This is a genomic window from Xenorhabdus khoisanae, assembly GCF_001037465.1.
GTDB lineage: Bacteria > Pseudomonadota > Gammaproteobacteria > Enterobacterales > Enterobacteriaceae > Xenorhabdus > Xenorhabdus khoisanae.
In genome coordinates this window covers 1-24,638 of record NZ_LFCV01000074.1, presented here as the reverse complement: position 1 = coordinate 24,638, position 24,638 = coordinate 1, and the positions used below count along the sequence as shown (strand labels likewise).

Sequence of the window (24,638 nt, the reverse complement as noted above, 5' to 3'; positions counted from 1 at the left end):
TGACCAGTCATCAGCCCATTTAGGGCCAAACAGGCCGTTTAATTTGGCGGTAGAGCGATAGGTCCGGGTCAGGGTGATCGGCAATAATCCGGGGATAGCAATGACAGGCCAGACTTGCAGGAAGTCACCCGTTGCCATATCAACAGGGTCACCTTCTGTTTTGGCTTTATTGCTATTTTGCCCTTCTTTGTTGTTTGACTGGTTGTCAACGGTATCCTTCTCCGTTTTCTTCGGAGTTTCAGGCGCATCGTGGGTTTCTTGAGATTTGCCTTTGATTTTTGCTCCTTTTTTGGCAGCAGCCTTGCCAAGTCCAAGAAAACCTGTCGCTAAAGAAATCCCTTCGTAGATTAAGAGACCACCTTTTTCAGCATCGCTTTTCATTTCCATCTTAATCGCATCAGCATTAACCATATCAACGGCCTTTTGCTGAAGATCAGCAATTCCGACAGGAGCGATGCCCATATATCCTAATGCCTGTTCGGCTGCAACGGCGGGAGTCGTTGCGACTATAATCGCACCTTTTCCGAGCAATTCGCCCATTTCAGGAACGGTATTCCAGAGCGCTTTTCCAGCTCCGACAGCGGCTGCTCCCGGGTTATCCCAGGCTGCCTCCAGATTATGTTTACTCTCATCAGCCCACTTTTTGATGTCATCGCCGGTTTCCTGAAACCAGTCAACAGTTTTATCCCACATGCCTTTTTCCGCCGGAGCTTCAGGTTTAACGGCAGGATTGGCTTCAAGAGGCGTATTTTGTGCCGCACCGGCTTGTCCGACAATACTGCCTATCGTGTTGCCCTCACCGGTTGGGCTATCGTTCCGCGTCTTTTGAGGCAACGCTGCATTGGGTTTGGGATGACCGTCTTCTTCTTTCTCTTCTTCCCATTCTTTCTTTGGAAATTCACCACTTTTAAATTTTTCAACAGTATCTTGAGCCGTTTTCTTAAAAGACTGCGCTTCGAAGTCAGCATCTGCCTGGTTATAGTAAACGTCTAATTCCGGGTCGTTTCCGTAATCGCCATAAAAATGAGTGCTTTGCTGATATAACGTATCGGCATTGCTTAACGCTTTCTCCGCCTCAGCCTGTGTGCGAATGTTAAATTCTTGACAATATTTTTCGGCTCTAACATTGTCGCTATCGGGGGTGACGAGCATTTTATCTGACATGGTTTCCCTCCTTATGCCCCATTCATCCAAAACTTATCCCCGTGGCGTAGCACCAGCTTATTGCCGGCGCGTACGGTGCGGGTGTGCTCCTGCGGATGGCATTTACCGCCCACCGTGCCGCTTTTGACGCCATTCGCTACACCGGGTTGATCTCCTATGGTTTGCGGTACAAAACTCTGGGCAAACACCACCACCGGCTGGCCATTGGCACGGACGGTTTTTTCCGGTGCCGAGCTGTCTGCCAGTTTCGCCACGACCGGGTACGGGATCGGCGGGGTGGAAGATCCCATCGGGGTTTTGCACACGTCCGGTAGCATGCCGACAATCATCCAGGTGCCCGCGGTACGGGCGATGTAGTTATCAGCCATTCTTTTTCTCCTCTTCCAGCGGTGCCAGTTTGAGCAACGGCGCCTCCGGGTTAATTTCAAACCGGGCTTCGGCGACCCGCACGGGCAGGGAGGCTTTGAAGCTCAGGCGGCAGGTCATATGCAGCGTCCTGGCCTCGCTGTCGATAATTAACGTATCCGTACGCATCGGTACGGGCAGCAGCATGCCGTTGTGCATCCGCAGCAAAATGAACGGGCGGTGTCCCGGTAGTTTGACATGCAGGTCACCATGGGGCGTCAGGCCGCTCAGGGTGAGGGTAATATCGGTTTCCGGCCAGTCGATTTGCTGGTCCGCCGGTGCGCCGTTCCAGTAACCGAAGTCAAAATCTTTCGGCAGGTAAGGGTGGCGATGCGCCAGCCAGTCGGCATCGTAAGTGCCGGCAAGCTGACGGCGGGGCAGCCACGGACGACCGATAAACCCCATGCCCTGCGGCTGGCAGGCAGGGGTATCGGGCGGTAATGTACTGGTTAGCTGTGCTGTAAAATGCTCGACAGTGAAAGGCGTATCTGACCGGATGATGCGCGGTGCCGGATAGCGGGTGAGTGGTTTGGCATCGGCATACCACAGCGTGATAAACCCCATTCCCAGCGGATTGGTTTCACAGGTGGCATGAGCGGCCGGTGCTTTTTCCCCGTCCGGGTGCTGCTGGCGTTGTTCTGCGGTTAGCCGGTCGCTGTCTTTAATACGCTGGCTTGCTTTATCATTTGCGTAGATTTTGCACTCGCCGCCAAAGGCGTAGCGGTAATCCAGCGGCAGCGTGGTAAAGGGTTTGGGCTCAGTTAGTTGCCAGTTTCCACTGGCGTCACGAATAAACTCCCGTTCGCCGGTCACGGTCAGTGTTTTGTCGAGCAGGGTCTGGCCCTGCTTGCCCTGTACCTGTAATCGAACGGGGAATTCGGTACAGGGCTGACCTTCCGGCGCATAGGCTGTGCCGTTGACAATCACGTCACAGCGCGGTTTAAACGGGGCAAGGTCACTCTCCTGCAACACCTGCGAGGCATTCATCTGCCCCCGGTATTCATCCTGTAAACACAAAGGCGGCGCGGGCAGTAATTCAGCGCTATATTCTCCCTGTCCGGCAGGCATCAGCTGGTAGCCGATTTTCATGACCGCGACGTGATGCTCGGTATCGTCGACATCGAACATTGAGTAGTTCATCACGGCAAAGGGGGTCAGGTTACGAAATTCCATCTCAAGTCTGTCCTTGTTAGTTCAGGTCGATATCTTTACCGGTGATTTGTACCGGGCCACTGGCCTCAAATTTGAATTCACTGCCCTTAAGGGTGATTTTGCCGGTGCTGTCCATGCGCAGGACGCTGGCACCGCATTTCAGCTCAATCACATCACCGGCATTGATAGAGAAGGTATTGCCGACCGTCACAGATTTATGGCTGCCGACCTGCTCAGTCTGGCTGGCGCCAACGATGGTGTTCATGCTGGCCCCAACGGTCAGTGCGTAGACCATGCCGATGGTTTCTGTGCTGGTGAATCTCACCATTTCGTTTTTGTGCGCATTCACTTTAATGGTCTGGTTTTTCTCCACGGTTTCGCTGTGGTTCGCCAGTACATGGGTATCACGGTTATTGAGTACCTTGGTGTTCATGTCCTTCTGTGCGTGCAGTGACAGAAGTTCACTGCCTTTGGCATCCTCAAACAGCAGTTCGTTGTAGCCTTGCCCCTTGTGGGTTTTGGAGCGGAATGCCATCTGGGTTTTGCTGCCCGGCAAGGCACCCGGGGGGATGTTGCTGGCATGGTAAGTACGTCCGGTGACGATGGGCTGGTCGGGGTCGCCGTGCAGAAAATCCACCACCACTTCCTGTCCGATACGGGGAATGGCGAGCATGCCCCAGCCCTGACCGGCCCACGGCTGGCTGACCCGTATCCAGCAGGAGCTTTGGTCATTGCTCTTGCCGTAACGGTCCCACGGGAATTGCAGGCGCACCCGACCATACTGGTCACAGAAAATCTCTTCCCCCGCCGGGCCGACCACTTTGGCAATCTGCGGGCCATCAATCACCGGTTTCGGCAACGGCGCCGGACGCCAGTTCTGATTCTGGCGGATGAAGTGGAAATTGCTGTGCAAGGTGGTCCCCGAGCCAGAACTGGCCGTTTCCAGTGCCTGTGGCTGGCTGCCGCTGTGACTGGCTGCCACGGTCTGCCATGACTGATTCAGGTCTGCCCGGGGATGGTTATCGAGAATGAACAGTTTGCCCGGTTGCAGGGCGATGGCATGGCCGCTGCCCTGTCCGGTCACGGCATCGCTGCGCAGCGCTTCCAGCCGGTAACGGGTAAAATCCTTGCCGTGGGCCTCGTCCTTGAAGCGGCCCGGATAGTCGTAGTGCTCGTAGTACAGTTGTTGCAGGTTCTCATCCCGCATCTGCTGCTGAAATTCCGCCGGCCAGGCCGGGTTCTTGAAAGTGTAATCCTTCAGCTGTACCTGAGCCGGGCGCACCTGTGCGCTGCTGGTCAGGCTGCTGACCGCCGGTTCACCCAGCGTGCTGGCCTCACCCGGCTGATAGGGCAGGCGGATGCCCGGTGGCACTGAACCGCAGTCGTCAGCGAACACCAGCGTGTTACGCCCGTTACTGCATTCGAAGAAGTAGAAAATCCCCTCTTCCGCCGTCAGTCGTTGCAGGAAATCGAAGTCACTTTCCTGATACTGTACGCAGAATTCGCGCTCCGGGTGCGGGTGACGCAGCCGGAATTCCACGTCACGGATGCTGTGCTCCTTGAGGATTTTGGTGATGATGGCGGCGATATTGAGCTGCTGGAAGATACGCGAGTTCTGCCGCAGGGTAGTACGCCACAGGTCAGGGCGGATACTCATCCGGTAGGTGGTCTGGTGCAGACCGGTATTGCCCTGCTCAAAGCGGGTGACGATGCCGGTGACGCTGCGCTGTTCGACACCGCTTTGCAGAATGGTCAGCGTCGCCGTGCGGTCAAGCACCAGCGGGAAGTCAATGGCGGAGTCGGCGCTCGCCAGCCCCACTTCCAGCGCAAAGGGGCGCGAGAAGTGTTCGCTCAGGCTGAAGTCGGTGACGACAAAGGTCTGTGCCGGCAACCCGCCCGCCGTCAGGGTGAACAGCAGGCCGCTGGGATCAGCGCCGCCACCTAACCCCAATTGCTGACCGATTTGCTGCAACATCTTGCCTGCCATCGAGTCACCCGTGGCGGCCCGGGCAGCCAGCCCGGCTTTTTGTCCCTGTCCACCGACAAAGCCGCCGCCTATACTGCTGACCATGCTACCAGCACCGAGGCCACCGACTGCTTTGCCTGAACGCCCCGCAAAGCCTCCGCCACTGATCATGCTACCGACACCGGCAGCAGTGTTACCTCCCGCCCCTGTCAACAGGCCTTTGGCCTGTTTCGCCATCTGCGTAGTTTGCTGTCCCTGTTCCAACAGCGCTTTTCCTTTCTTCAATTTTGTGAGGTGCTTTTTCACTGACATATATTCTGTCTCCCTGAGATGATGGAATGTTATGAAATAGGCTATCCCGCCTGATAAGAACACAGGTCATAACATTCGGGCACAAGATTTAAATTTAACCACATTGTCTCCGACAAATTGGTTAATTAAGGCCGCAATACGTTGTTTTACGATAATTTGAAGGGACTTTGTTGTCCGAATATATCGGCTAAATTCGTGGTGAATAAAATAGTAGAAATAATAAATAACGAACAAGCAAAAACCAAATTGAATTAAATGAAATTAAAAGTCATCTCCAATAACAATAGAATAAAAAGTTAAAATAATTGCACTATTGACGCAATGCGCTGGATTTTTATATATGGTTAACTTATTGTTTTGTATTGCCTGATTGCTAGGTTAAGTGATATTTAACCAACATGCTGATTTAAATGAAAAAATGGAATTTTTGTTGTATTTAAATTTATGATTATTTTAATTTTATGATCATGATCTCAAAAGTTGTGTTTGAATGAATGGCAACGTATGTCGATTCGGTCATTAAATGATTTTTCATTACAAAAATAGTTTTTTAATTTGGTTTTAAAATTTTAATCAAGTGTCACTTTTAACTGAGTATTAATATCACTATAAGATAGTTTTATATGGAAATATATTTTTATACGTTTTTAGAGATAACTTCTCGGTTATTTTAAGATGCTTTATGAAATAAAAAAATGATGTGGCTCAGTAATTTTTGTCACCACATATAGAGATGATATCCTCAGAAAATATTTAAAGCCTTTACGTCAGATTTATATGAAACTAAAGCGACGGGCTGAAGAATTTGGCTGGGAATTACGCCCCAAAACCGAATGTGTTTCTTAGGAAAGCGAAGAATATACAAAGGCTTTTTTATAAAAAGAAGTAAAACAGTGTTGACGTAATCGATAAAGCACAAGGCGGAAAACGCTTTTGGGAAAAAATGCCCGACTGGGCAATGGTCAAACGCTACCCTTATGGGATTTTTTTGCCAAATATCTATTCTTGACCCATTGGCAATGAAGAACGACATGATTTGAATTGTTGCGTTTGTGTGGCAAAACTTGAACGAATCAGTCAGGTATTGGATAATCGCCGTTAACTGATCAGAAAGCGTAAAACGACTTTCCGAGAATTTTTACCGGAAAACCGGACTGGAGCAAAAATATGAGCGATGATGCTGCACTGCCTTTGCAGTTTACTGATGCCGCAGCCAATAAAGTAAAAGTGCTGGTTGCTGATGAAGATAACCCGAACCTGCGTCTGCGGGTCTATATTACAGGTGGTGGTTGTAGCGGTTTCCAGTATGGTTTCACTTTCGATGACCAGATTAACGAAGGTGATCTCACAATTCAGAAACAAGGGGTTGAACTGGTTATTGACCCAATGAGTCTGCAATATCTGGTAGGCGGTTGTGTGGATTATACGGAAGGACTGGAAGGTTCCCGGTTTGTTGTCACCAACCCGAATGCAAAAACGACCTGCGGTTGTGGCTCTTCTTTCAGTGTTTGATTGGGATGTTGCTGACTTCCGTAATAATTAGCCTCCTGTTTGGAGGCTATTTTGTAAGGAATTATTGAAGAATTTATTATTACGGCAAAATCAATTGCGGCTGGCGGGATTTTTTAATAATGCTGATCACCAAACCTGACATAATGAAAACTGCGCCCAATGTTCCCAACCATCCTAACGTTTCCCCAATGAATAGAAATGCAAACAGCGTCGAAAACAACGGCTCGCTGGTTTCCGTAATTTGCACGCTACTTGCTTCTCCTTTTTCTACCGCCTTGGTTGTGAAGTAAAATCCTCCGATTGAGGGTAGGAACACAAGCCCCAGAATGGTTAGTAGTGCGATACCAGAAGGTATCTGTAATCCTTCCAGCATCGCAGGGATAGCAAGGTAGAGAGTACCGAAACCAAATAGCCATAGCAGCACAGAAATCCCACTGCCAATGTTCATGAGCTTTGAGAGAAAGATGAAGAGGGCATAGCCTAATCCACCCAGTAGAGCAAGCAGAATACCGATATAGCTGCCAGAGGTTTGTTCTGCGAAATTAAACAGGCAGTAAACACCTGCTATGATGAGCACAAACGATAAGCATTTATTGATGCCAATCTTTTCTCCCAAAAAGAGAGACGAAAGAATCAGCGTAACCCCGCCAGCCGCGTAGGTTAGGAAAGAGACGAGTGGAACGGGGGCTTCTTTAAACGCCCAAGTTTCGAAGAAATATAAACAAAAAATGCCAAAGAAGGCGAGTATGGCAAATTGAAGGCTTTTATGTCGTAAAGAAAAGAATATACGTCGTTCAGAAGGTTTTGTCAGGCAATATACCAGCAATATCAGAAAAGCAATAAAACTCTTCCAGAATGCTACCTGATGATGGCTGATCCCTGAATTCAATCCGAAATGGGTTAACACGCCAATTGTGCCGTTAAGCATGGCCGCCGTGAGCGCATAGAATTCAGCCCGTTGGTAAAAGGTGTTATTCATATCCTGAAGTATCCAAATAAAATGTGAGTACAGATCTCACGTTATCCCTTTTATATCCTTCGTCTTTCAAGTTGCCTCTTTGTTGGCTACGCTCACTCACCCCGGTCACATAGTTATCTATGCTCCCGGGGATTCGCTCCCTTGCCGCCGCGATGCAATTTGAAATCCATTGGATATATTTATCTGATCAGTTATCTTCTTAATCCGATTAATTTAGCTGCTTACAAAGTTGTTCTGTCGCCAAAATAACCCTCGGTCCCGCACGGCTAAACCAGTCATCATTCAGTGTGATAATTTTAATATTCAATTGTGGTTGCCAAAAATCCGCGACTTGTTGTTTTTGTTCTTCCGTTCCGCCCATGACAATCACTTCCGGTTTACGGGTAAGTACTTGCTCACGATTAACCTGTGGCCACGAAACAGGGCTGTCAGCAAAAATATTTCTGCCGCCGCATACGGAAACTATTTCGCTTTGGATGGTGTGAGCAGATGAGGTAAAAATCGGATTCGTGCCAAATTGTAAAAATACAGGCTTAGGATTTGGGTTGGCATAATCTTGCTTTAATTGGTTGAACTTTTGGCGAATATTTGCAGCCGATTTTTGGGCAACGTCAGGATGTGGGCTATAGGCAGCAAGTCGTTCCAGATCAGTTGCAACATCTTCTACTTTTTTCACATCAGAATAAAAAATAGGAATGCCAAAGGCAGCGAGTTGCTCCAGAGGCCGTTGAGGGTTGCCTCCACGCCATGCCAGAATGAGATCGGGTTTTAGGGCGATGATGCGTTCTACATTAATACCTTGCCAATCAGCAACCTGTTCCAGTTTTTTGGCGGCTTCTGGATAATCTGAGTAAGCACTAACTGCGACAAGTTGATCGCCGAGTCCCGCGGCATATGCCAGCTCTGTTGTTGAAGGTGCAAGACTAATGACACGGGAAGCCGCCGCATAAAGTGGAGCACTGAAAACACACACAAAGCTATACAAAAAACTACATAGAAGGAGTGAGAATGCGATCCGAGTAGGTCGATGAGAGGCCGTTTTCAACAATGTTTTCATTATGAATGCTCCACCTTAAATGATGGATTATTGTGTGCTGAATTCAGTTAACATGGCGTTGATCATCCGTGTAGATTCACGTGCAGCGACAACTAAAAACTCATCAAAGCTGATATGGGATTCTTGATCGGCAACGTCAGAAATAGCGCGAACGACAACAAACGGTATATTGTATTGGTGGCAAACATGACCAATAGCCGCTGCTTCCATCTCAACCGCAGCAACTTTCGGGAAAGCGGCCCGAATACGTGCCAATGGTTCTGAACCATTGATAAAAGCATCGCCACTGCAAACCAAACCGCGAACTGCATTCAGATCGAGGGATTGAATACATCTTTCTGCCAGAGTGATTAATGACTCGTCAGCAACAAAAGCAGGCGGGCACTGCGCCATTTGGCCCGGTTCATAACCAAAGGCGGTAACATCTGCATCGTGATAGCGCACTTCTTCGGAAACGACGATATCACCCACTTTTAATTTGGGATCAAGGCCACCGGCAGAGCCTGTGTTAATCACGATATCCGGCTGGCAATGTTCAATCAATAAAGTCGTTCCCAGTGCGGCAGAAACTTTGCCAATACCGGATTTCAGCAAGGCGATATCAACGCCGTTTAACTTGCCGGTATAGATTTCACACCCGGCTCGTGACAGTGTTTGCAGACCTTCAATCTGGTCACGCAATAAAGTCACTTCTTGTTCCATTGCGCCTATTACGCCTACTTTCATTATGTCATACTCACTTGTTATTAATGGATTGATGCTTATACCCGTCATCTTTCAAGTTGCCGCTTTGTTGGCTGCGCTGCATCTTGAAATCCATTGGGTATATACTAAGAAGCTGATTTAATCGGCAAGTGTATCACTGAATAGCTATTTACCGGAGATTCCAATTTTAAATAATCGTTTCATTCGGTATGGGAGGGTTAATGTCTAAGATTGATTTCAAGCAGAAGTTGAATTACCAACGTAAGTTCAGTAAATCTTCCATTCATCCCGATGATGAAGATCAAGTCGCTCGCCAATTTGAAAGTGATCGCGGTCGGATCATCAACTCTGCCGCCATTCGGCGATTACAGCAAAAAACGCAGGTATTCCCGCTTGAGCGCAATGCGGCTGTACGCAGTCGATTGACTCACTCGCTTGAGGTTCAGCAAATAGGGCGCTATATCTCAAAAACAATTATTGCGGAGCTGACAAAGCAGGACTTACTTAAAAAATATGGGTTGAGTGATCGCTTACTTGCTTTTGAAAGTCTGGTTGAAATGGCTTGCCTGATGCACGATATTGGGAATCCCCCATTCGGGCATTTTGGAGAAGCAGCGATTAAAGATTGGTTTTCCCGCCGATTGGACCCGGATTATTCACCAAAAATGGATAATCGGCAAGATAAGTGTAAAGTTGCCGCATTGCGTCTGAGCGGTGAAGAAAAGAAAGATCTGTTCCGTCGGCAATTGCGTAAAGATTTATGCCAGTTTGAAGGTAATGCCCAAGCTATTCGTCTGGCCCACAATCTGCTTAGATTGAATCTCACTTATGCCCAAATTGGCTGTATCCTGAAATATACCTGCCCGGCTTATCGTCTGGAGGAATCTCCTGCTGAATTCAGTTACCTGATGAAGAAAAAAGGCTATTACTGGTCAGAAGACAGTTTTATCCGTGAGTTGAGAAAAGAGCTGCAAATGGGCGATTTCTGCCGTTTTCCGCTGACATACATTATGGAAGCTGCCGATGATATTTCATATTGCATTGCTGATTTGGATGATGCCGTCGAAAAAGGCATTTTTAATGTTGACCAGTTAGTGGAATACCTGAAAAAAGAGTGGGAAGAAAATGGCGGGCACAGAAAAGGGGATTTATTTGAATCTACCGTAATACAAGCCTATAAGAAAACGACCAACAATGAAGTTCGCCGTAATGCCCACGAACAATTTTTTATGTATTTGCGGGTATTTATTACAGGAAAACTGGTTCCTTACACTGCCAGGCTATTTATCGAACATCTGCCGGAAATGTACGCGGGCACATTTAACCACGCCTTGCTGGAAGGGAATGGCGATGAACACCGTTTACTGAAAACCTTAAAAAATGTCACGCGCAAACGCGTCTTCAATCATCCTGAAGTCGAAGAATTAGAATTGCAGGGCTACCGGATTATTAATGGATTATTGGATGTGTATAGCCCCTTGTTAGAGCTGTCCCGACAGGATTTCATGGAACTGAATCAGAATAATTTCCATAAAAAATATTTTATTGAAACGCGCCTGCTGCACAAACTTTCGACTAAACATCGGCTGGCTTATGGTGAAGCGGTAGAAAATATTGTTGCCACTGATGAAGCAGAAAAAGATGTCCTCGAATTTTATTATCGGGCGCGTCTGATTCAGGACTATATCAGTGGCATGACGGATCATTACGCTTATGAAGAATACCGTAAGTTTATGGTAACGAAATAACGGAATGAGTTTCCCTGAGTACAGTTGTCTCGAATATAGCGGGCGCGGCTGATATGACGTGATCGATCTCATCCATAAACTCTAGTAACTCTGGTTCCAGATCGGCAAGCGCAATATCTTGCTGGAGTTGTTTTTCAACGAATTCGCAAATCGCTTTCAGTTTAGGCACACCGTTATAGCAGCAACTTCCGTGTAATTGATGGACATGATGCTGAAAGTGTTTGCGGGTTGCCTCTCCATCTGCGGTTAAAGCGTGTTCTATCATGTTCTTCATATTTGGTAACGATTGCACCAACATTTCCAGCATCTCTCGTGCCAATGATTCCTTGCCGGCGGTTTGCTGCAACGCCATGTTCCAATCAATAGCTGGTGGCTTTTTCTGTTGATCGTATTTTTGGTGATCGCATTTCTGGTAATTGTATTGATTCAGCAATTTTTTCAGGCGATTTTCATCCAAGGGTTTGGAAAGACAATCAATAAAGGGTGCGCTGTTTGCTTCATGGCAAGCAAAAGCTGTCACGGCTACAATCGGTGTCTCTTTATGCAGAGGCAATTGGTGGATCAGTTCAGAAGTTTGAATCCCATCCAGATCTGCCATCTGGATATCCATCAAAATAAGATCCAACGAATGTTTTTCCGCTATTTCCAATGCCTCCATGCCATTGCGGCACAGTAAGGTATTTTCAACTTGCTCACTCAACAGAGCACCAATCAATTTCAGGTTGGCAGGATTATCATCCACCGCCATCACCGTCATGGCTAAACGCGGTACGACGGGAGAAACGGGCAGAAGCTCAGGTAATGAACCGAATAAGAATTCTTCCTTTTCCAACCAGATATCAAAATAAAACACCGTACCTTTGGCGACTTCACTGGTGTAATCAATTTCCCCTTTCATTTCATTGACCAGTCTTTTGGTGATGCTTAAACCCAGCCCTGTTCCTCCGTAATGGCGGGTAATGCTGGCATCGGCCTGATTGAAGGCCTGGAACAGAATCGGGCGATATTCAGGTTTAATGCCGATACCGGTGTCAGTCACGACAAAGTCAATTTGTACGAGATGGTGTTGTTGCTGGCGTAATTTAATATCCAGCGTCACACTGCCTTTATCTGTGAATTTAATCGCATTGCCAATGAGGTTAGTGAGTATTTGCTGCAATCGAATGGGATCACCGATCATCAGGTTAGGTAAATTCTCATCAATATGATGATGCAGCGGCAGGTTTTTATCACTGGCAGCGGGAGTCAGTAGCTCAATCACTTCATTGACGGTATCTCTCAACAGAAAAGGCACTTGATCCAGTACCAGTTTGTTAGATTCCAGCCGTGAGAAATCCAGAATGTCATTGATGATTTTCAGTAGATTGTTGGCTGAACGATCAATGACATAGAGATACTCCATTTGTTGGGAGGTAATGGGCGTTTTCAACATCTGGCGGGTAAAGCCAATAACGCCATTAAGGGGAGTACGCAATTCATGGGACATATTAGCCAGAAATTCCGTTTTGATCCTGACCGCTTCCTGTGCCCGTTTTTTAGCGATGGTCAGTTCAACATTCTGGATTTCTAACTGCTCCATCGTAATTTGCAGATCGGAAGTGGCTTGATCAATGTGGAGCTGCATTTCGTCCCTATACTTCGAGAGCGATTCTGCTACGGTATTGATGCCATTCTGAAGTGCGGCCAATTCTCCCGGCATGGCACCCGTTACGCGACTGTTTAATTGCCCCTGCCGGATGCGATCTACAGCTTGGACCATGCAGTTCAATGGTTGTGTCACTTTACGTACCAGAACATGGGCAAATAAGGCCGTGCCTCCCAGACACAGAATCAACAGAATGATTGAGGTCGCAATTTCTTTGTACTGTTGAAGCTGGGCGGCGCGTAAATCCAAATCAATCGCGATATAGCCAATGGGCAATGTATTGTTGGCAGACGTATCATTGGCAACGTTGTGCCACTGATGAGAAGAGGGCGTTTCTGAGATAATCGGCATCTTCAAAATGATACTATTGCCGTATTCCGTCTTGGACAAAGTGGTTGGAATCGGGGAATCGGGAGCGACTCTCAGAAGATTGATATCATATTTGTTATTCGAAATATCAAATAATTTATGGTGCTCATCAAAAATCGCAATCGCCCGCACGATTTCTGAGTTCCGGCGATGCAGGCTATTTATCAATGACTTGACGCGCTGGCGATTATCCAGATTGATGCCAACTTCGCTGGCAATAGATAACGGTTCAATAATACTGATCCCACTGCGGACTATCAGGCTCTTCAACTCGTAATAGCGGTATGAGATAAATGATATACTCACAAGCGTTCCGACCAGTAGAACAGGAACCAATATCAGGCTCATCATACGGGTGCGTAGGCTATATTTGGTCATAGGCGTCCATTGTGGGAAAATCAGAACTCAATTTTTCAAAGTCAGTCAGAATCATGGTGCAATTTTACTCCCCAAATCGTCGTTCCGTAAACCGAGGCATTATTTCCGTTACCGCAGATAACCTTGATGCACAAGGGCAAGGTATTGCCCGCCATCAGGGCAAGACTATCTTTATTCCGGGGTTATTGCCGGGTGAGCAGGCACAAATCCAACTGACCGAGGAAAAACGCCAGTTTGCCAAGGCCAAAGTGGTCAAACGCCTATCAGACAGTCCATATCGCGTAATACCTCGCTGCCCGCATTTTAAAGTATGTGGTGGATGCCAGCAGCAACACGTTGCCACTGAACTGCAAGTTAATACCAAGGCCAGTGTGTTGGAACACCTGATTCAGCGGGAAACAGGGATTAATATCAGTGCGCAGCCCATTATTCACAGTCCGGAATATGGCTATCGACGCCGTGCCCGTCTTGGTCTGCAATATCACGCCAAGCAGCGTACATTGTTAATGGGATTCCGGCAGAGCCAAACCAACGATTTGGTCAATATTAAGCACTGCTCTGTCATGCGCCCTGAACTGGAACAATTATTGCAGCCCTTGTCTCAGTGTCTAAACAGCCTGAATGCGGTTAAACGGTTAGGACACGTTGAGTTGGTGTTGGCTGATAATGGCCCGCTCATCGTATTACGTCATCTTGATCCATTGAAGCATGAAGATAGGGAAATATTACGCACTTTTTCTGTGCAGTATCGTGTGGCAGTTTATCTGGCGGGCGATGAAAAATCCCTTGAACCCTTGATAGACGCACAATCTGAGCCATGGTATCAGGTTGATGGGTTAAAACTGGTGTTCAGCCCGCGGGATTTTATTCAGGTTAATGATGAAGTTAACCAACAAATGGTATCACAGGCATTGGCATGGCTGGATTTGCAGCCAACAGACAGGGTATTGGATCTGTTTTGCGGTATGGGTAACTTTACCTTGCCGATTGCCAATAAAGTGCAGGCTGCCGTTGGTGTGGAAGGGGTTGCTGCGCTGGTGGCGAGTGGGCAATATAATGCCCGGCTTAATAAAATTAATAATGTCGATTTCTTTCATGAAAATCTGGAATCGGATATTCAGCAGCAACCTTGGGCGGTACAAGGATTCAATAAAGTACTGTTGGATCCCGCCCGAGCAGGGGCTGCGGGTGTTATGACACACATAGTAAAACTGGCTCCAGAGAAAGTGGTTTACGTTTCCTGTAACCCCACAACACTGGCACGGGACAGCAAAATTCTGCTGGAAGCTGGTTATCATCTTGTCAGTGTGCGGATGCTGGATATGTTTCCGCACACCAGTCATCTGGAATCCATGGCACTGTTCAGCCGTGAGTCAATGACTATCGAGTAGGGAGAAATTATGGTTGCGGTAAGAAGTGCGCATCTCACACCGGCAGGTGAGTTTGCTGTTGAGAAGTGGATCGCGAGTTTAAACATCACTAACCCTCAATCCAGTGAAAAACTGGCAGAAACATGGCATTACTGTCACGCAAAAGTTCAGGGTCACCCCGATGCGGAGCTGTTGCTATGGCGTGGTGTGGAAATGGTGGAAATCCTGTCCACATTGAGCATGGATAATGACAGTATGCGTGCTGCGCTGCTCTTTCCCATCCTTAATACCAGGCTACTCGATAGCGAAACAGTGACAGAAACTTTTGGCAAGGCCATCACGAATCTGGTGAATGGTGTTCTGGAAATGGATGCCATTCGCCAACTGGAAGCCACACATACTGACTCTACCTGTTCAGTACAGGTTGATAATGTCCGCCGGATGCTGTTGGCGATGGTGGAGGATTTTCGCTGTGTCATCATCAAACTGGCTGAGCGAATTGCCCATTTGCGGGAAGTGAAGGATGCCAGCGAAGATGAGCGGGTTCTGGCGGCCAAAGAGTGTTCCAATATCTATGCTCCTCTGGCTAATCGGCTGGGGATTGGGCAGTTAAAATGGGAATTGGAGGATTTCTGCTTCCGTTATCTGCATCCCGATGAATATAAGAAAATAGCCAAGCTGCTGCATGAGCGCCGAATTGATCGTGAACAATATATCGATAAATTCATTACGACACTGCGTAAGTATATGTTGAAAGAAGGAATAAGCGGCGAAATTTACGGGCGTCCCAAACATATCTACAGCATTTGGCGCAAAATGCAGAAGAAAGCTCTCGCCTTTGATGAGTTGTTTGACGTGCGTGCGGTGCGGATTGTCGTCGATCGTCTACAGGATTGCTATGCCGCGTTGGGGATAGTGCATACACACTATCGTCATTTGCCGGATGAATTTGACGATTACGTTGCTAATCCGAAACCGAATGGTTACCAGTCTATCCATACTGTTGTTTTAGGGCCGGGAGGGAAAACCCTTGAGATCCAGATCCGTACCCGCCAGATGCATGACGATTCTGAACTTGGGGTTGCAGCGCATTGGAAATACAAAGAAGGCACTGCGATTGGGGGTAAATCCGGCAGTTATGAAAGCCGTATTGCGTGGCTGCGTAAGCTGATCGCATGGCAGGAAGAAATGTCGGATACCGGCGAAATGCTGGATGAGGTACGCAGTCAGGTGTTTGATGATCGCGTTTATGTCTTTACGCCAAAAGGGGATGTGATTGACTTGCCAATCGGCTCTACCCCGTTGGATTTTGCCTATCATATTCACAGCGATGTCGGGCATCGCTGCATTGGGGCAAAAATTGGCGGGCGCATCGTACCCTTCAGCTATCAGCTCCAGATGGGTGATCAGATTGAAATCATTACCCAGAAACACCCGAATCCAAGCCGAGACTGGTTGAATCCTAACCTTGGTTATGTGACGACCAGCCGTGGTCGTGCGAAAATTCACAACTGGTTCCGCAAGCAAGATCGCGACAAAAATATCATTGCCGGTCGCCAAATGTTGGACAATGAGTTGACGCATTTGGGTATCACCGTCAAAGAAGCAGAGAAGGAACTGATTGCCCGTTACAACGTGCATTCACTGGAAGAAGTGCTGGCAGGCATTGGTGTCGGTGATATCCGCATCCACCAATTGGTGAATTTCCTGCAAAACAGATTCAATAAAACAACGGCGGAGGAAGAGGATCGCGAGGCGCTTCGCAATCTAGAGAGCAAAACCTATACGCCACGTAATACAACCAGAGATAATGGCCGGGTTGTTGTTGAGGGCGTTGGTAATTTAATGCATCACATTGCCCGTTGCTGCCAGCCTATTCCCGGCGATGAGATCATTGGCTTTATTACTCGCGGGCGCGGTATTTCTATCCATAGTGCGGATTGTGATCAGCTGGCAGAACTGGAAGCCAGTTCGCCAGAACGGATCGTTGATGCGGTGTGGGGAGAAAGTTATTCCAGTGGCTACTCCCTTGTAGTGCGGGTACTTGCCAATGACCGCAGTGGATTATTACGTGATATCACGACCATCCTCGCCAATGAAAAAGTCAATGTGCTGGGGGTCAGCAGCCGTAGTGATGTTAAGCAACAGCTTGCTACCATTGATATGAACATTGAGATTTATAACCTACAGGTGCTTGGGCGGGTATTGGCAAAACTCAATCAATTGCCTGATGTGATTGAAGCCAGACGTTTGCACGGTAATTGATTATATATGAATAAAATGAAAACTATCTCCATCGAACGACTTAAAGGGATTATGGCGCAATTGCGCCATCCCCGGAATGGCTGTCCCTGGGACAAAGTACAAACTTCAGCCACGATTGCCCCTTACACGCTGGAAGAGACTTATGAAGTACTCGATGCAATTGAACGCAATGATACTCATGCCCTGAAAGAAGAGCTGGGGGATTTGCTGTTTCACATTGTGTTTTATGCTCAGATGGCTCAGGAGCAGCAACAATTTGATTTCGACGATATCTGCGAAGCGGTATGCGACAAACTGGAACGCCGCCATCCTCATATCTTCAATCAACAAGCGGGGATCAGCAGCGAAGAGGCGATAGGAAGCTGGGAACAGCGCAAGACCGCAGAAAGGGCGGAGAAAGATCAGCACTCAGTGCTGGATGATATTCCTGCCAGCCTGCCGGCTCTGATGAAAGCCTATAAGATCCAGAAACGCTGTGCTTCGGTTGGCTTTGATTGGGACACACTTGGCCCTGTGTTGGATAAAGTCTATGAAGAAATTGATGAAGTCATGGCTGAAGCGCAGCAGGCTGTCGTTGATGAAGCCCGATTGGAAGAAGAACTGGGAGATTTGCTGTTTTCGGTGGTCAATTTATCCCGCCATTTGGGTCATAAGCCGGAGATGGCATTACAAAAAGCCTGCCAGAAATTTGAAAATCGTTTTCGCAATATCGAAAAACTGATCCTGGACAAAGGATTGACACTGGAAACGGCTACGTTGGATGAGATGGATGCTATGTGGCAGCAAGTGAAAAATCAGCAGCTATAAGCCAGTGACAGAAAAAACGACATAAAAATAGCGAAAAGGATGTCGCATGCGTAGCTGAATAACCTGAATTAAGTGAAAAAATTTCACACTAATAACTTGATGAATTTAAAGAGAAAGAAGTACGGTTACTTCACAGTGTTACTGATTATGTGGCACTTTAACCTGTTTAGATGGTTTGTAGCGAAATTAAGGTTAGGGTATACTGCTTTCCCGTCCTGTTATATTCATCATCCTTTTAAACCTAAACTTTCAGGTTCAGCATGAAAACTAATTATATTTTTGTGACCGGCGGGGTCGTATCCTCTCTGGGTAAAGGCATTGCCGCAGCCTCTTTGGCGGCTATACTCGAAGCCCGTGGACTCAATGTCACCATTATGAAACTGGACCCGTACATCAACGTCGATCCAGGCACAATGAGCCCAACCCAACACGGGGAAGTTTTCGTTACCGAAGACGGCGCTGAAACTGATCTTGATTTAGGTCACTACGAACGTTTCATTCGAACCAAAATGACACGCCGCAATAATTTCACGACTGGCCGTGTCTATTCTGAAGTGTTGCGCAAAGAACGCCGTGGCGATTATTTGGGTGCAACCATTCAGGTTATCCCTCACATCACCAATGAAATCAAAGACCGTATCATCCGTGGTGCAGAAGGTCATGATGTTGTGCTGGTGGAAATCGGCGGTACTGTCGGTGATATCGAATCTCTGCCATTCCTCGAAGCCATTCGTCAGATGGCGGTAGAAGTGGGTCGCGAAAATACGCTGTTCATGCACTTGACTCTGGTGCCTTATATGGCCGCAGCGGGCGAAGTGAAAACTAAACCAACCCAGCATTCTGTGAAAGAATTGTTGTCCATTGGCATTCAGCCGGACGTGCTGATCTGCCGTTCAGATCGCATCATTCCCGCCAATGAGCGTGCAAAAATTGCGCTTTTCTGTAACGTACCAGAGAAAGCGGTTATCTCCTTAAAAGATGTTGATTCCATTTATAAAATCCCAGGCCTCTTGAAATCTCAGGGCTTAGATGATTATATTTGTAAACGATTCAGCATCGAACGCCCGGAAGCAGATCTGTCCGAATGGGAACAGGTCATTTACGAAGAAGCCAATCCAGCGGGTGAAGTTACCATTGGGATGGTGGGTAAATACGTTGAGCTGCCAGATGCTTATAAATCTGTGATTGAAGCACTGAAACATGGTGGGCTGAAAAATCGCCTGACTGTCAACATCAAGCTGATCGATTCACAGGACGTCGAAACGCGTGGTGTTGAAGTGCTGAAAGGTCTGGATGCAATTCTGGTACCGGGCGGCTTCGGTGGCCGTGGTATTGAAGGCAAGATCATGACGGCCCGTTACGCCCGTGAGAACAAAGTACCATATTTGGGCATTTGTCTGGGTATGCAGGTTGCTCTGATTGAATTTTCCCGCAACGTTGCAGGAATGGCAGGGGCCAACTCGACTGAATTTGAGCCTGAATGTAAGTTACCGGTTGTTGGTCTGATCACCGAATGGCGTGATGAGAACGGCAACGTAGAAGTACGTAGCGAAGAGAGCGATCTCGGTGGAACGATGCGTGTTGGTGGTCAGTTGTGCCATCTGACTGAAAATAGTCTGGTACATAAACTGTATGGCCAGGATGACATCATTGAGCGTCATCGTCATCGTTATGAAGTGAATAATTTGTTGTTGAAACGCATTGAAGATGCAGGCTTGCGTATTGCAGGCCGTTCAGTCGATAACAAGTTGGTGGAAATCATTGAAAACCCTGCGCATCCATGGTTTGTGGCGTGCCAGTTCCACCCGGAATTCACTTCAACGCCTCGCGATGGTCATCCGTTATTTGCCGGCTTTGTTGAAGCTGCCGGTAAATATCAGAAAGGCCAGTTGAAATAAGATATGGGACAATAGGTTGGTTTTGAACTGATGACTCTTAAGATAATTGTTTTTAGTTTCAACCTATTGCCCGGAATTTAACTTGTACTGAGGAAAACTTAATGTCCAAAATCGTTAAAGTGCTTGGCCGTGAAATCATTGATTCCCGTGGTAACCCAACTGTAGAAGCCGAAGTGCATCTGGAAGGGGGTTTTGTAGGTCTGTCTGCTGCTCCGTCAGGCGCATCAACGGGTTCTCGCGAAGCACTGGAACTGCGTGATGGCGATAAATCCCGCTTCATGGGTAAAGGTGTACTGAAAGCCATTGCTGCGGTTAACGGCCCAATTGCACAGGCCCTGGTTGGTCAGGATGCGAAAGATCAGGCTAACATCGACAAAATCATGATCGAGTTGGATGGTACTGAAAACAAATCTAACTTCGGCGCTAACGCGATTTTGGCTGTTTCCCTCGCGAACGCCAAAGCAGCGGCAGCCGCGAAAGGTATGCCTCTTTACGAGCACATTGCAGAGTTGAACGGCACTCCGGGTCAATTCTCTATGCCATTGCCAATGATGAATATCATCAACGGTGGTGAGCATGCTGACAACAACGTAGACATTCAGGAATTCATGATTCAGCCAGTGGGTGCAAGCACCCTGAAAGAGGCTGTGCGCATGGGTTCTGAAGTATTCCACAATCTGGCAAAAGTGCTGAAAGCAAAAGGCATGAACACTGCGGTAGGTGATGAGGGTGGTTATGCGCCTAACCTGGAATCCAACGCAGCAGCGCTGGCAGCAATCAAAGAAGCGGTTGAAAAAGCAGGTTACGTACTGGGTAAAGACATTACTCTGGCTATGGACTGCGCGGCTTCTGAATTCTATAACGAAGAAACTGGCAATTATGAACTGAAAGGCGAAGGCAAAACTTTCACCTCTCAGGAATTTACCCATTATCTGGAAGGTTTAACCAAAGAATACCCAATCGTTTCCATCGAAGATGGCCTGAACGAGTCTGACTGGGAAGGTTTTGCTTACCAGACTAAAGTTATGGGTGACAAGATCCAATTGGTTGGTGACGATCTGTTCGTAACCAACACTAAGATCCTGAAAGAAGGTATCGAAAAAGGTATTGCAAACTCCATCCTGATCAAATTCAACCAGATTGGTTCTTTGACTGAAACTCTGGCTGCAATCAAGATGGCAAAAGACGCAGGTTACACAGCGGTTATTTCTCACCGTTCTGGTGAAACTGAAGATGCAACCATTGCCGATTTAGCAGTAGGTACCGCAGCGGGTCAAATCAAAACTGGTTCTATGAGCCGTTCTGACCGTGTTGCTAAATACAACCAGCTGATCCGTATCGAAGAAGCATTGGGTAACCGTGCACCTTTCAACGGTCTGAGAGAAGTAAAAGGTCAGGCATAATTGTTGGCTGATCTCGATAAAAAATAAATTTTATTTATGTTTTGGCGAAAGGGTTTAAGCTCTTTCGCCTTTTCGCAAAAGAAAGTTTTATTTTTCATGGTGACTATCGACACAATTACAACGTTAAAATGTGACATAACAACAGAAACTTAGCCTGTTTTTTGGACAATTACTCAGCAATTAGTCAAATCCCGCGTAATAGATCCCAAAATCATACAACTCGTATTTTCTTCCTCGTTAATACTCCTTATTATTTCACATGTAATGTAATTCTTTAACATTTATGGCAATGATTCATCAATTATTCTTTTTACATTACAGAGTTATGTATCATTGTTTTATGGAGTCTTCATGGACGCTTCTGAATCTTTAACCCCAGCGATTGGGCCTACCCCCTCAAATAAAAGAGGCTTAATTATTCTCGCGCTGGATATCATCTTGCTTATAGCACTGCTTAAGTTTTTGCCTTATGGAGAAAAAGCAAACGCAGGCTTGGCATTGATGGCTTTTGTTGGTGTGTTATGGCTGACCGAAGCCATCCACGTCACGATTACTGCATTGTGTATTCCGATTCTGGCTGTAGGAATGGGATTGATGAATACCGGTGACGCACTGGAATCTTTTGCAAACCCGATTATCTTTTTGTTCTTCGGTGGCTTTGCACTGGCAACCGCGTTACACATCCAGGGTCTGGACAGATTGATTGCTAACCGCCTGTTGATGATTGCCCGTGGGCGCTTATCTGTAGCGGTATTGCTGATATTTGGTATCACCGCACTACTTTCCATGTGGATCAGCAATACGGCGACTGCCGCAATGATGCTGCCATTGGTTCTCGGTATTCTGGCTAATCTGGATGTTCGCTCTGAGCGTAATACTTTTGTATTCGTACTATTAGGTGTGGCATATAGTGCCAGTATTGGTGGCTTGGGTACCTTGGTAGGAAGCCCGCCAAATGCCATCGCAGCGGCGCAATTGGGCATGGATTTCATCACATGGATGAAATATGGCGTGCCGATGGTGATTATCCTAATGCCTGTCATGGTCGGGTTGATGTATTTCATGCTGCGTCCGAATCTGAACCACAAATTTGATCTGGAATTGGAACAGTTGGAATGGAATGGTAAGCGTTTGATTACCATGTTTATTTTTCTGTTAACCGTTGTGTGCTGGATTTTCAGTTCATTGATCAGTGATGCACTGGGTGGCGTAAAAGATCTGGATACGATTATTGCGGTGAGCGCAGCTATTCTGATTGGTATCTCTGGCGTATCAACGTGGTCACAGATTCAGAACAACACTGAATGGGGCGTATTGATGCTGTTCGGTGGTGGCCTGACTCTGAGTGCGGTCATGAAAAATTCCGGCGCCAGTGAAGTGATGGCGAATGGTATGGCGGCGACTTTTGGCACAAGTCCTTGGTTTGTGATCATCATCGCGGTTGCAGCGTTTATTATCTTCCTGACAGAATTTACAAGTAACACCGCGAGTGCAGCGCTGCTTGTGCCTATTTTTGCCACAATTGCAGAAGCGCTGGGAATGCCAGTCATGGTTTTGACCATGATCATTGGTATCGGAGCATCTTGTGCATTTATGCTGCCTGTAGCAACACCACCTAACGCGATTGTTTATGGCTCCGGCTATATCAAACAAATAGAAATGGTCAGAGTCGGTATGGTGCTGAACGTGGCATGTATTGCTATTATTTCTGCGGTTGCCTGGTTCTTCTGGCTGTAATGATTAAATAAATCATGAGAATCGCCACCCTTGCAGGTGGCGATTGTTTTAATCTTCTTTGGTACTGATATAGATGTTTTTCACTTCGGTGTAAGCATCCAGCATCATCTTGTGGGTTTCACGCCCAAGCCCTGATTTCTTATAGCCACCGAAAGGTGCATGAGCAGGCAGTTCGTGGTAGGTATTAATCCACATGCGACCTGTCTTGACTGCCTTGGCGACGCGAAGGGCACGGTTAATGTCCTGAGTCCATACAGCACCCGCCAAACCATATTCGGAATCATTGGCCATTTCGATGACCTCTTCTTCATTGCTGAATGGAATAACACACAGCACCGGCCCGAAAATTTCTTCCTGAGCAACCCGCATTTTATTGGTTACATTGGTGAGAATAGTGGGGTGAATGAAGAATCCGTTATCATATCCTTCACCTGTCATACGCTTTCCGCCAGTCAGAACGGTTGCCCCTTCCTGTTTGGCAAGATCGATGTAACCCAAAATGGTATTCATCTGCTCTTCACTGACCTGACTGCCCATCTCGGTTTCTGCCAGCATGGGATCGCCCACTTTGACTGATTCAAAGACTGTTTTCAGCGACTTCAGGAATTCATCGTGAATATCTTTATGCAGGAACAGGCGAGCACCGGATTCGCAGGCTTGCCCCTGATTCAACAAAATTGCGTAGGCAGCATGCTTGACTGCTTTTTTCATGTTGGCATCAGGGAAGATGATATTGGCAGATTTACCACCTAATTCCAGTGTTGCTGGAACGAGTCTTTTCGCTGCTGCTGCGGCAACGTTGTAACCGACTTCTGTTGAGCCGGTAAAGGCTACCTTGTCAATGCCTTCATGGTCGAGGATAGCCTGGCCGACGATTGAACCACGCCCCGTGACGATATTGACAACGCCTGCGGGCAGAACTTGATTCATTATGCGCCCCAGCTCAAGTAGCGTTATTGGGGTCAGGCTGGCAGGGTTGATAACAATAGTATTACCGGCTGCAAGGGCTGGAGCGAGTTTCCAAGCCGCCATTAATAACGGGAAATTCCATGGAATAATCTGCCCGATTACGCCAATAGGTTCTCTGATCACTAAGCTCAGTGTATCGTTATCGATAATATCACTGGTATCAGAATGAGCACGGATAACGCCGGCAAAATAACGGAAGTGATCAACGGAGAAAGGAATATCAAAATTACGGCATAGAGCCTGCGTCTTACCACCATCTAATGTTTCAAGGGTAATAAAACGCTCCGCTTCCGCTTCCAGTAGATCAGCGATTTTCAGCAACATGGATTGCCTTTCTGCGGCAGAGGTTTTACTCCATGTCGGCAGGGCTTTTCGGGCAGCTTTGACGGCAAGTTCGACATCTTCGGCATTACCCGCAGCATATTCTGTGAGCAATTCACCGGTTGCCGGGTTATAACTTTTTAGCGTATTTTTTGAAACACCATCGACCCATTCTCCGTTAATCAACATCTTATAAGATTTAGCGGGTAACAGTTCTTTGGCAATATCATGTAATCTTTTCATTATTTTCTCCGAGTACTTTGGTTTTTTGTATGCTAGGCCATAAGTTTTTAAGTTATTATAGGACTAACTCTTAATTTTCTAACAAAATTGTATTGAAATATAAAACGGTTGTGTCAATAAATGAGAGATATAAAATTTAATTCCTTGTTAAAACAAGAAGTCAGTAAAAAAGATGGCCTGATTTAATAAATCACCCTAAATGTTTTCCTAATAATAAATGTAAAATACAGTTT

General features: G+C 47.0%; 17 protein-coding genes. 8 read left to right on the top strand and 9 right to left on the bottom strand.

The features are described from left to right. The 4 genes from AB204_RS23505 to AB204_RS12250 all read right to left on the bottom strand — a co-directional run. On the bottom strand, nucleotides 1-1,164 hold a 1,164-nt coding region (locus AB204_RS23505; protein WP_047963656.1), incomplete at its 3' end, for a DUF6531 domain-containing protein. Nucleotides 1,165-1,175: 11 nt separating this feature from the next. Continuing rightward, entirely contained in the window at nucleotides 1,176-1,532 is a 357-nt protein-coding gene (locus tag AB204_RS12260; RefSeq protein WP_047963544.1) for a DUF4150 domain-containing protein, read from the bottom strand. Beyond that, entirely contained in the window at nucleotides 1,525-2,742 is a 1,218-nt protein-coding gene (locus tag AB204_RS12255; RefSeq protein ID WP_047963655.1) for a DUF2169 family type VI secretion system accessory protein, read from the bottom strand. Before AB204_RS12255 ends, AB204_RS12260 begins: the two co-directional genes overlap by 8 nt. Before the next feature lie 16 nt (nucleotides 2,743-2,758). Further along, nucleotides 2,759-4,999 (bottom strand): type VI secretion system Vgr family protein, encoded by a 2,241-nt coding sequence (locus tag AB204_RS12250; protein WP_047963654.1) that lies wholly within the window; start codon nucleotides 4,997-4,999, stop codon nucleotides 2,759-2,761. Nucleotides 5,000-6,166: 1,167 nt separating this feature from the next. Between AB204_RS12250 and erpA the strand changes: the two genes are divergently transcribed. Further along, nucleotides 6,167-6,511: an iron-sulfur cluster insertion protein ErpA gene (gene erpA / locus AB204_RS12245; RefSeq protein ID WP_047963653.1), complete on the top strand. Its 345-nt coding sequence runs from the start codon at nucleotides 6,167-6,169 to the stop codon at nucleotides 6,509-6,511. Nucleotides 6,512-6,590: 79 nt separating this feature from the next. Here erpA and AB204_RS12240 read toward each other — a convergent pair whose 3' ends face one another. The 3 genes from AB204_RS12240 to mtnN all read right to left on the bottom strand — a co-directional run bounded on the left by AB204_RS12240 (nucleotide 6,591) and on the right by mtnN (nucleotide 9,273). Continuing rightward, nucleotides 6,591-7,490 (bottom strand): DMT family transporter, encoded by a 900-nt coding sequence (locus tag AB204_RS12240; protein ID WP_047963652.1) that lies wholly within the window; start codon nucleotides 7,488-7,490, stop codon nucleotides 6,591-6,593. Nucleotides 7,491-7,698: 208 nt separating this feature from the next. Then, nucleotides 7,699-8,547, bottom strand: coding sequence for a vitamin B12 ABC transporter substrate-binding protein BtuF (btuF, locus tag AB204_RS12235; protein ID WP_084728572.1), 849 nt, complete (start codon nucleotides 8,545-8,547; stop codon nucleotides 7,699-7,701). A 27-nt stretch (nucleotides 8,548-8,574) separates the two neighbouring features. Then, on the bottom strand, nucleotides 8,575-9,273 hold the full coding sequence (mtnN, locus tag AB204_RS12230) for a 5'-methylthioadenosine/S-adenosylhomocysteine nucleosidase (RefSeq protein WP_047963651.1): 699 nt from the start codon (nucleotides 9,271-9,273) through the stop codon (nucleotides 8,575-8,577). 200 nt (nucleotides 9,274-9,473) lie between these two features. On the opposite strand from mtnN, the gene dgt reads away from it, so the two are divergent. Next, a complete protein-coding gene (gene dgt, locus AB204_RS12225) occupies nucleotides 9,474-11,000 on the top strand; it encodes a dGTPase (protein ID WP_047963650.1) in 1,527 nt (508 codons plus the stop codon). Here dgt and AB204_RS12220 read toward each other — a convergent pair. Then, nucleotides 10,984-13,392 (bottom strand): ATP-binding protein, encoded by a 2,409-nt coding sequence (locus AB204_RS12220; protein ID WP_047963649.1) that lies wholly within the window; start codon nucleotides 13,390-13,392, stop codon nucleotides 10,984-10,986. The two genes, dgt and AB204_RS12220, sit on opposite strands and share 17 nt — an antisense overlap. 53 nt (nucleotides 13,393-13,445) lie before the next feature. On the opposite strand from AB204_RS12220, the gene rlmD reads away from it, so the two are divergent. The 6 genes from rlmD to AB204_RS12190 all read left to right on the top strand — a co-directional run bounded on the left by rlmD (nucleotide 13,446) and on the right by AB204_RS12190 (nucleotide 22,872). After that, nucleotides 13,446-14,783 carry a 23S rRNA (uracil(1939)-C(5))-methyltransferase RlmD gene (gene rlmD / locus AB204_RS12215; protein ID WP_047963658.1) on the top strand — a complete coding sequence of 446 codons (1,338 nt, stop codon included), beginning with the start codon at nucleotides 13,446-13,448 and terminating at the stop codon, nucleotides 14,781-14,783. Between the two features lie 9 nt (nucleotides 14,784-14,792). Then, the gene (relA, locus tag AB204_RS12210) at nucleotides 14,793-17,027 is read left to right on the top strand and encodes a GTP diphosphokinase (RefSeq protein WP_047963648.1); all 2,235 of its coding nucleotides are present in this window, start codon (nucleotides 14,793-14,795) and stop codon (nucleotides 17,025-17,027) included. Nucleotides 17,028-17,033: 6 nt separating this feature from the next. Further along, nucleotides 17,034-17,834 (top strand): nucleoside triphosphate pyrophosphohydrolase, encoded by an 801-nt coding sequence (gene mazG / locus AB204_RS12205; protein WP_084728571.1) that lies wholly within the window; start codon nucleotides 17,034-17,036, stop codon nucleotides 17,832-17,834. Nucleotides 17,835-18,094: 260 nt separating this feature from the next. Then, on the top strand, nucleotides 18,095-19,732 hold the full coding sequence (gene pyrG / locus AB204_RS12200; RefSeq protein WP_047963647.1) for a glutamine hydrolyzing CTP synthase: 1,638 nt from the start codon (nucleotides 18,095-18,097) through the stop codon (nucleotides 19,730-19,732). A 101-nt stretch (nucleotides 19,733-19,833) separates the two neighbouring features. Beyond that, on the top strand, nucleotides 19,834-21,135 hold the full coding sequence (gene eno, locus AB204_RS12195; protein ID WP_047963646.1) for a phosphopyruvate hydratase: 1,302 nt from the start codon (nucleotides 19,834-19,836) through the stop codon (nucleotides 21,133-21,135). A 351-nt stretch (nucleotides 21,136-21,486) separates the two neighbouring features. Then, nucleotides 21,487-22,872 (top strand): SLC13 family permease, encoded by a 1,386-nt coding sequence (locus AB204_RS12190; RefSeq protein WP_047963645.1) that lies wholly within the window; start codon nucleotides 21,487-21,489, stop codon nucleotides 22,870-22,872. 48 nt (nucleotides 22,873-22,920) lie between these two features. On the opposite strand, the gene AB204_RS12185 is transcribed toward AB204_RS12190, so the two are convergent. Next, nucleotides 22,921-24,405 (bottom strand): aldehyde dehydrogenase family protein, encoded by a 1,485-nt coding sequence (locus AB204_RS12185; protein ID WP_047963644.1) that lies wholly within the window; start codon nucleotides 24,403-24,405, stop codon nucleotides 22,921-22,923. Nucleotides 24,406-24,638 lie beyond the last annotated feature (233 nt).

Coding starts and splice junctions, on each gene's coding strand:
- AB204_RS12260 (WP_047963544.1), bottom strand. CDS start 1,532: ATGGCTGATAACTACATCGCCCGTACCGCGGGCACCTGGATGATTGTC.
- AB204_RS12255 (WP_047963655.1), bottom strand. CDS start 2,742: ATGGAATTTCGTAACCTGACCCCCTTTGCCGTGATGAACTACTCAATG.
- AB204_RS12250 (WP_047963654.1), bottom strand. CDS start 4,999: ATGTCAGTGAAAAAGCACCTCACAAAATTGAAGAAAGGAAAAGCGCTG.
- erpA (WP_047963653.1), top strand. CDS start 6,167: ATGAGCGATGATGCTGCACTGCCTTTGCAGTTTACTGATGCCGCAGCC.
- AB204_RS12240 (WP_047963652.1), bottom strand. CDS start 7,490: ATGAATAACACCTTTTACCAACGGGCTGAATTCTATGCGCTCACGGCG.
- btuF (WP_084728572.1), bottom strand. CDS start 8,547: ATGAAAACATTGTTGAAAACGGCCTCTCATCGACCTACTCGGATCGCA.
- mtnN (WP_047963651.1), bottom strand. CDS start 9,273: ATGAAAGTAGGCGTAATAGGCGCAATGGAACAAGAAGTGACTTTATTG.
- dgt (WP_047963650.1), top strand. CDS start 9,474: ATGTCTAAGATTGATTTCAAGCAGAAGTTGAATTACCAACGTAAGTTC.
- AB204_RS12220 (WP_047963649.1), bottom strand. CDS start 13,392: ATGACCAAATATAGCCTACGCACCCGTATGATGAGCCTGATATTGGTT.
- rlmD (WP_047963658.1), top strand. CDS start 13,446: ATGGTGCAATTTTACTCCCCAAATCGTCGTTCCGTAAACCGAGGCATT.
- relA (WP_047963648.1), top strand. CDS start 14,793: ATGGTTGCGGTAAGAAGTGCGCATCTCACACCGGCAGGTGAGTTTGCT.
- mazG (WP_084728571.1), top strand. CDS start 17,034: ATGAATAAAATGAAAACTATCTCCATCGAACGACTTAAAGGGATTATG.
- pyrG (WP_047963647.1), top strand. CDS start 18,095: ATGAAAACTAATTATATTTTTGTGACCGGCGGGGTCGTATCCTCTCTG.
- eno (WP_047963646.1), top strand. CDS start 19,834: ATGTCCAAAATCGTTAAAGTGCTTGGCCGTGAAATCATTGATTCCCGT.
- AB204_RS12190 (WP_047963645.1), top strand. CDS start 21,487: ATGGACGCTTCTGAATCTTTAACCCCAGCGATTGGGCCTACCCCCTCA.
- AB204_RS12185 (WP_047963644.1), bottom strand. CDS start 24,405: ATGAAAAGATTACATGATATTGCCAAAGAACTGTTACCCGCTAAATCT.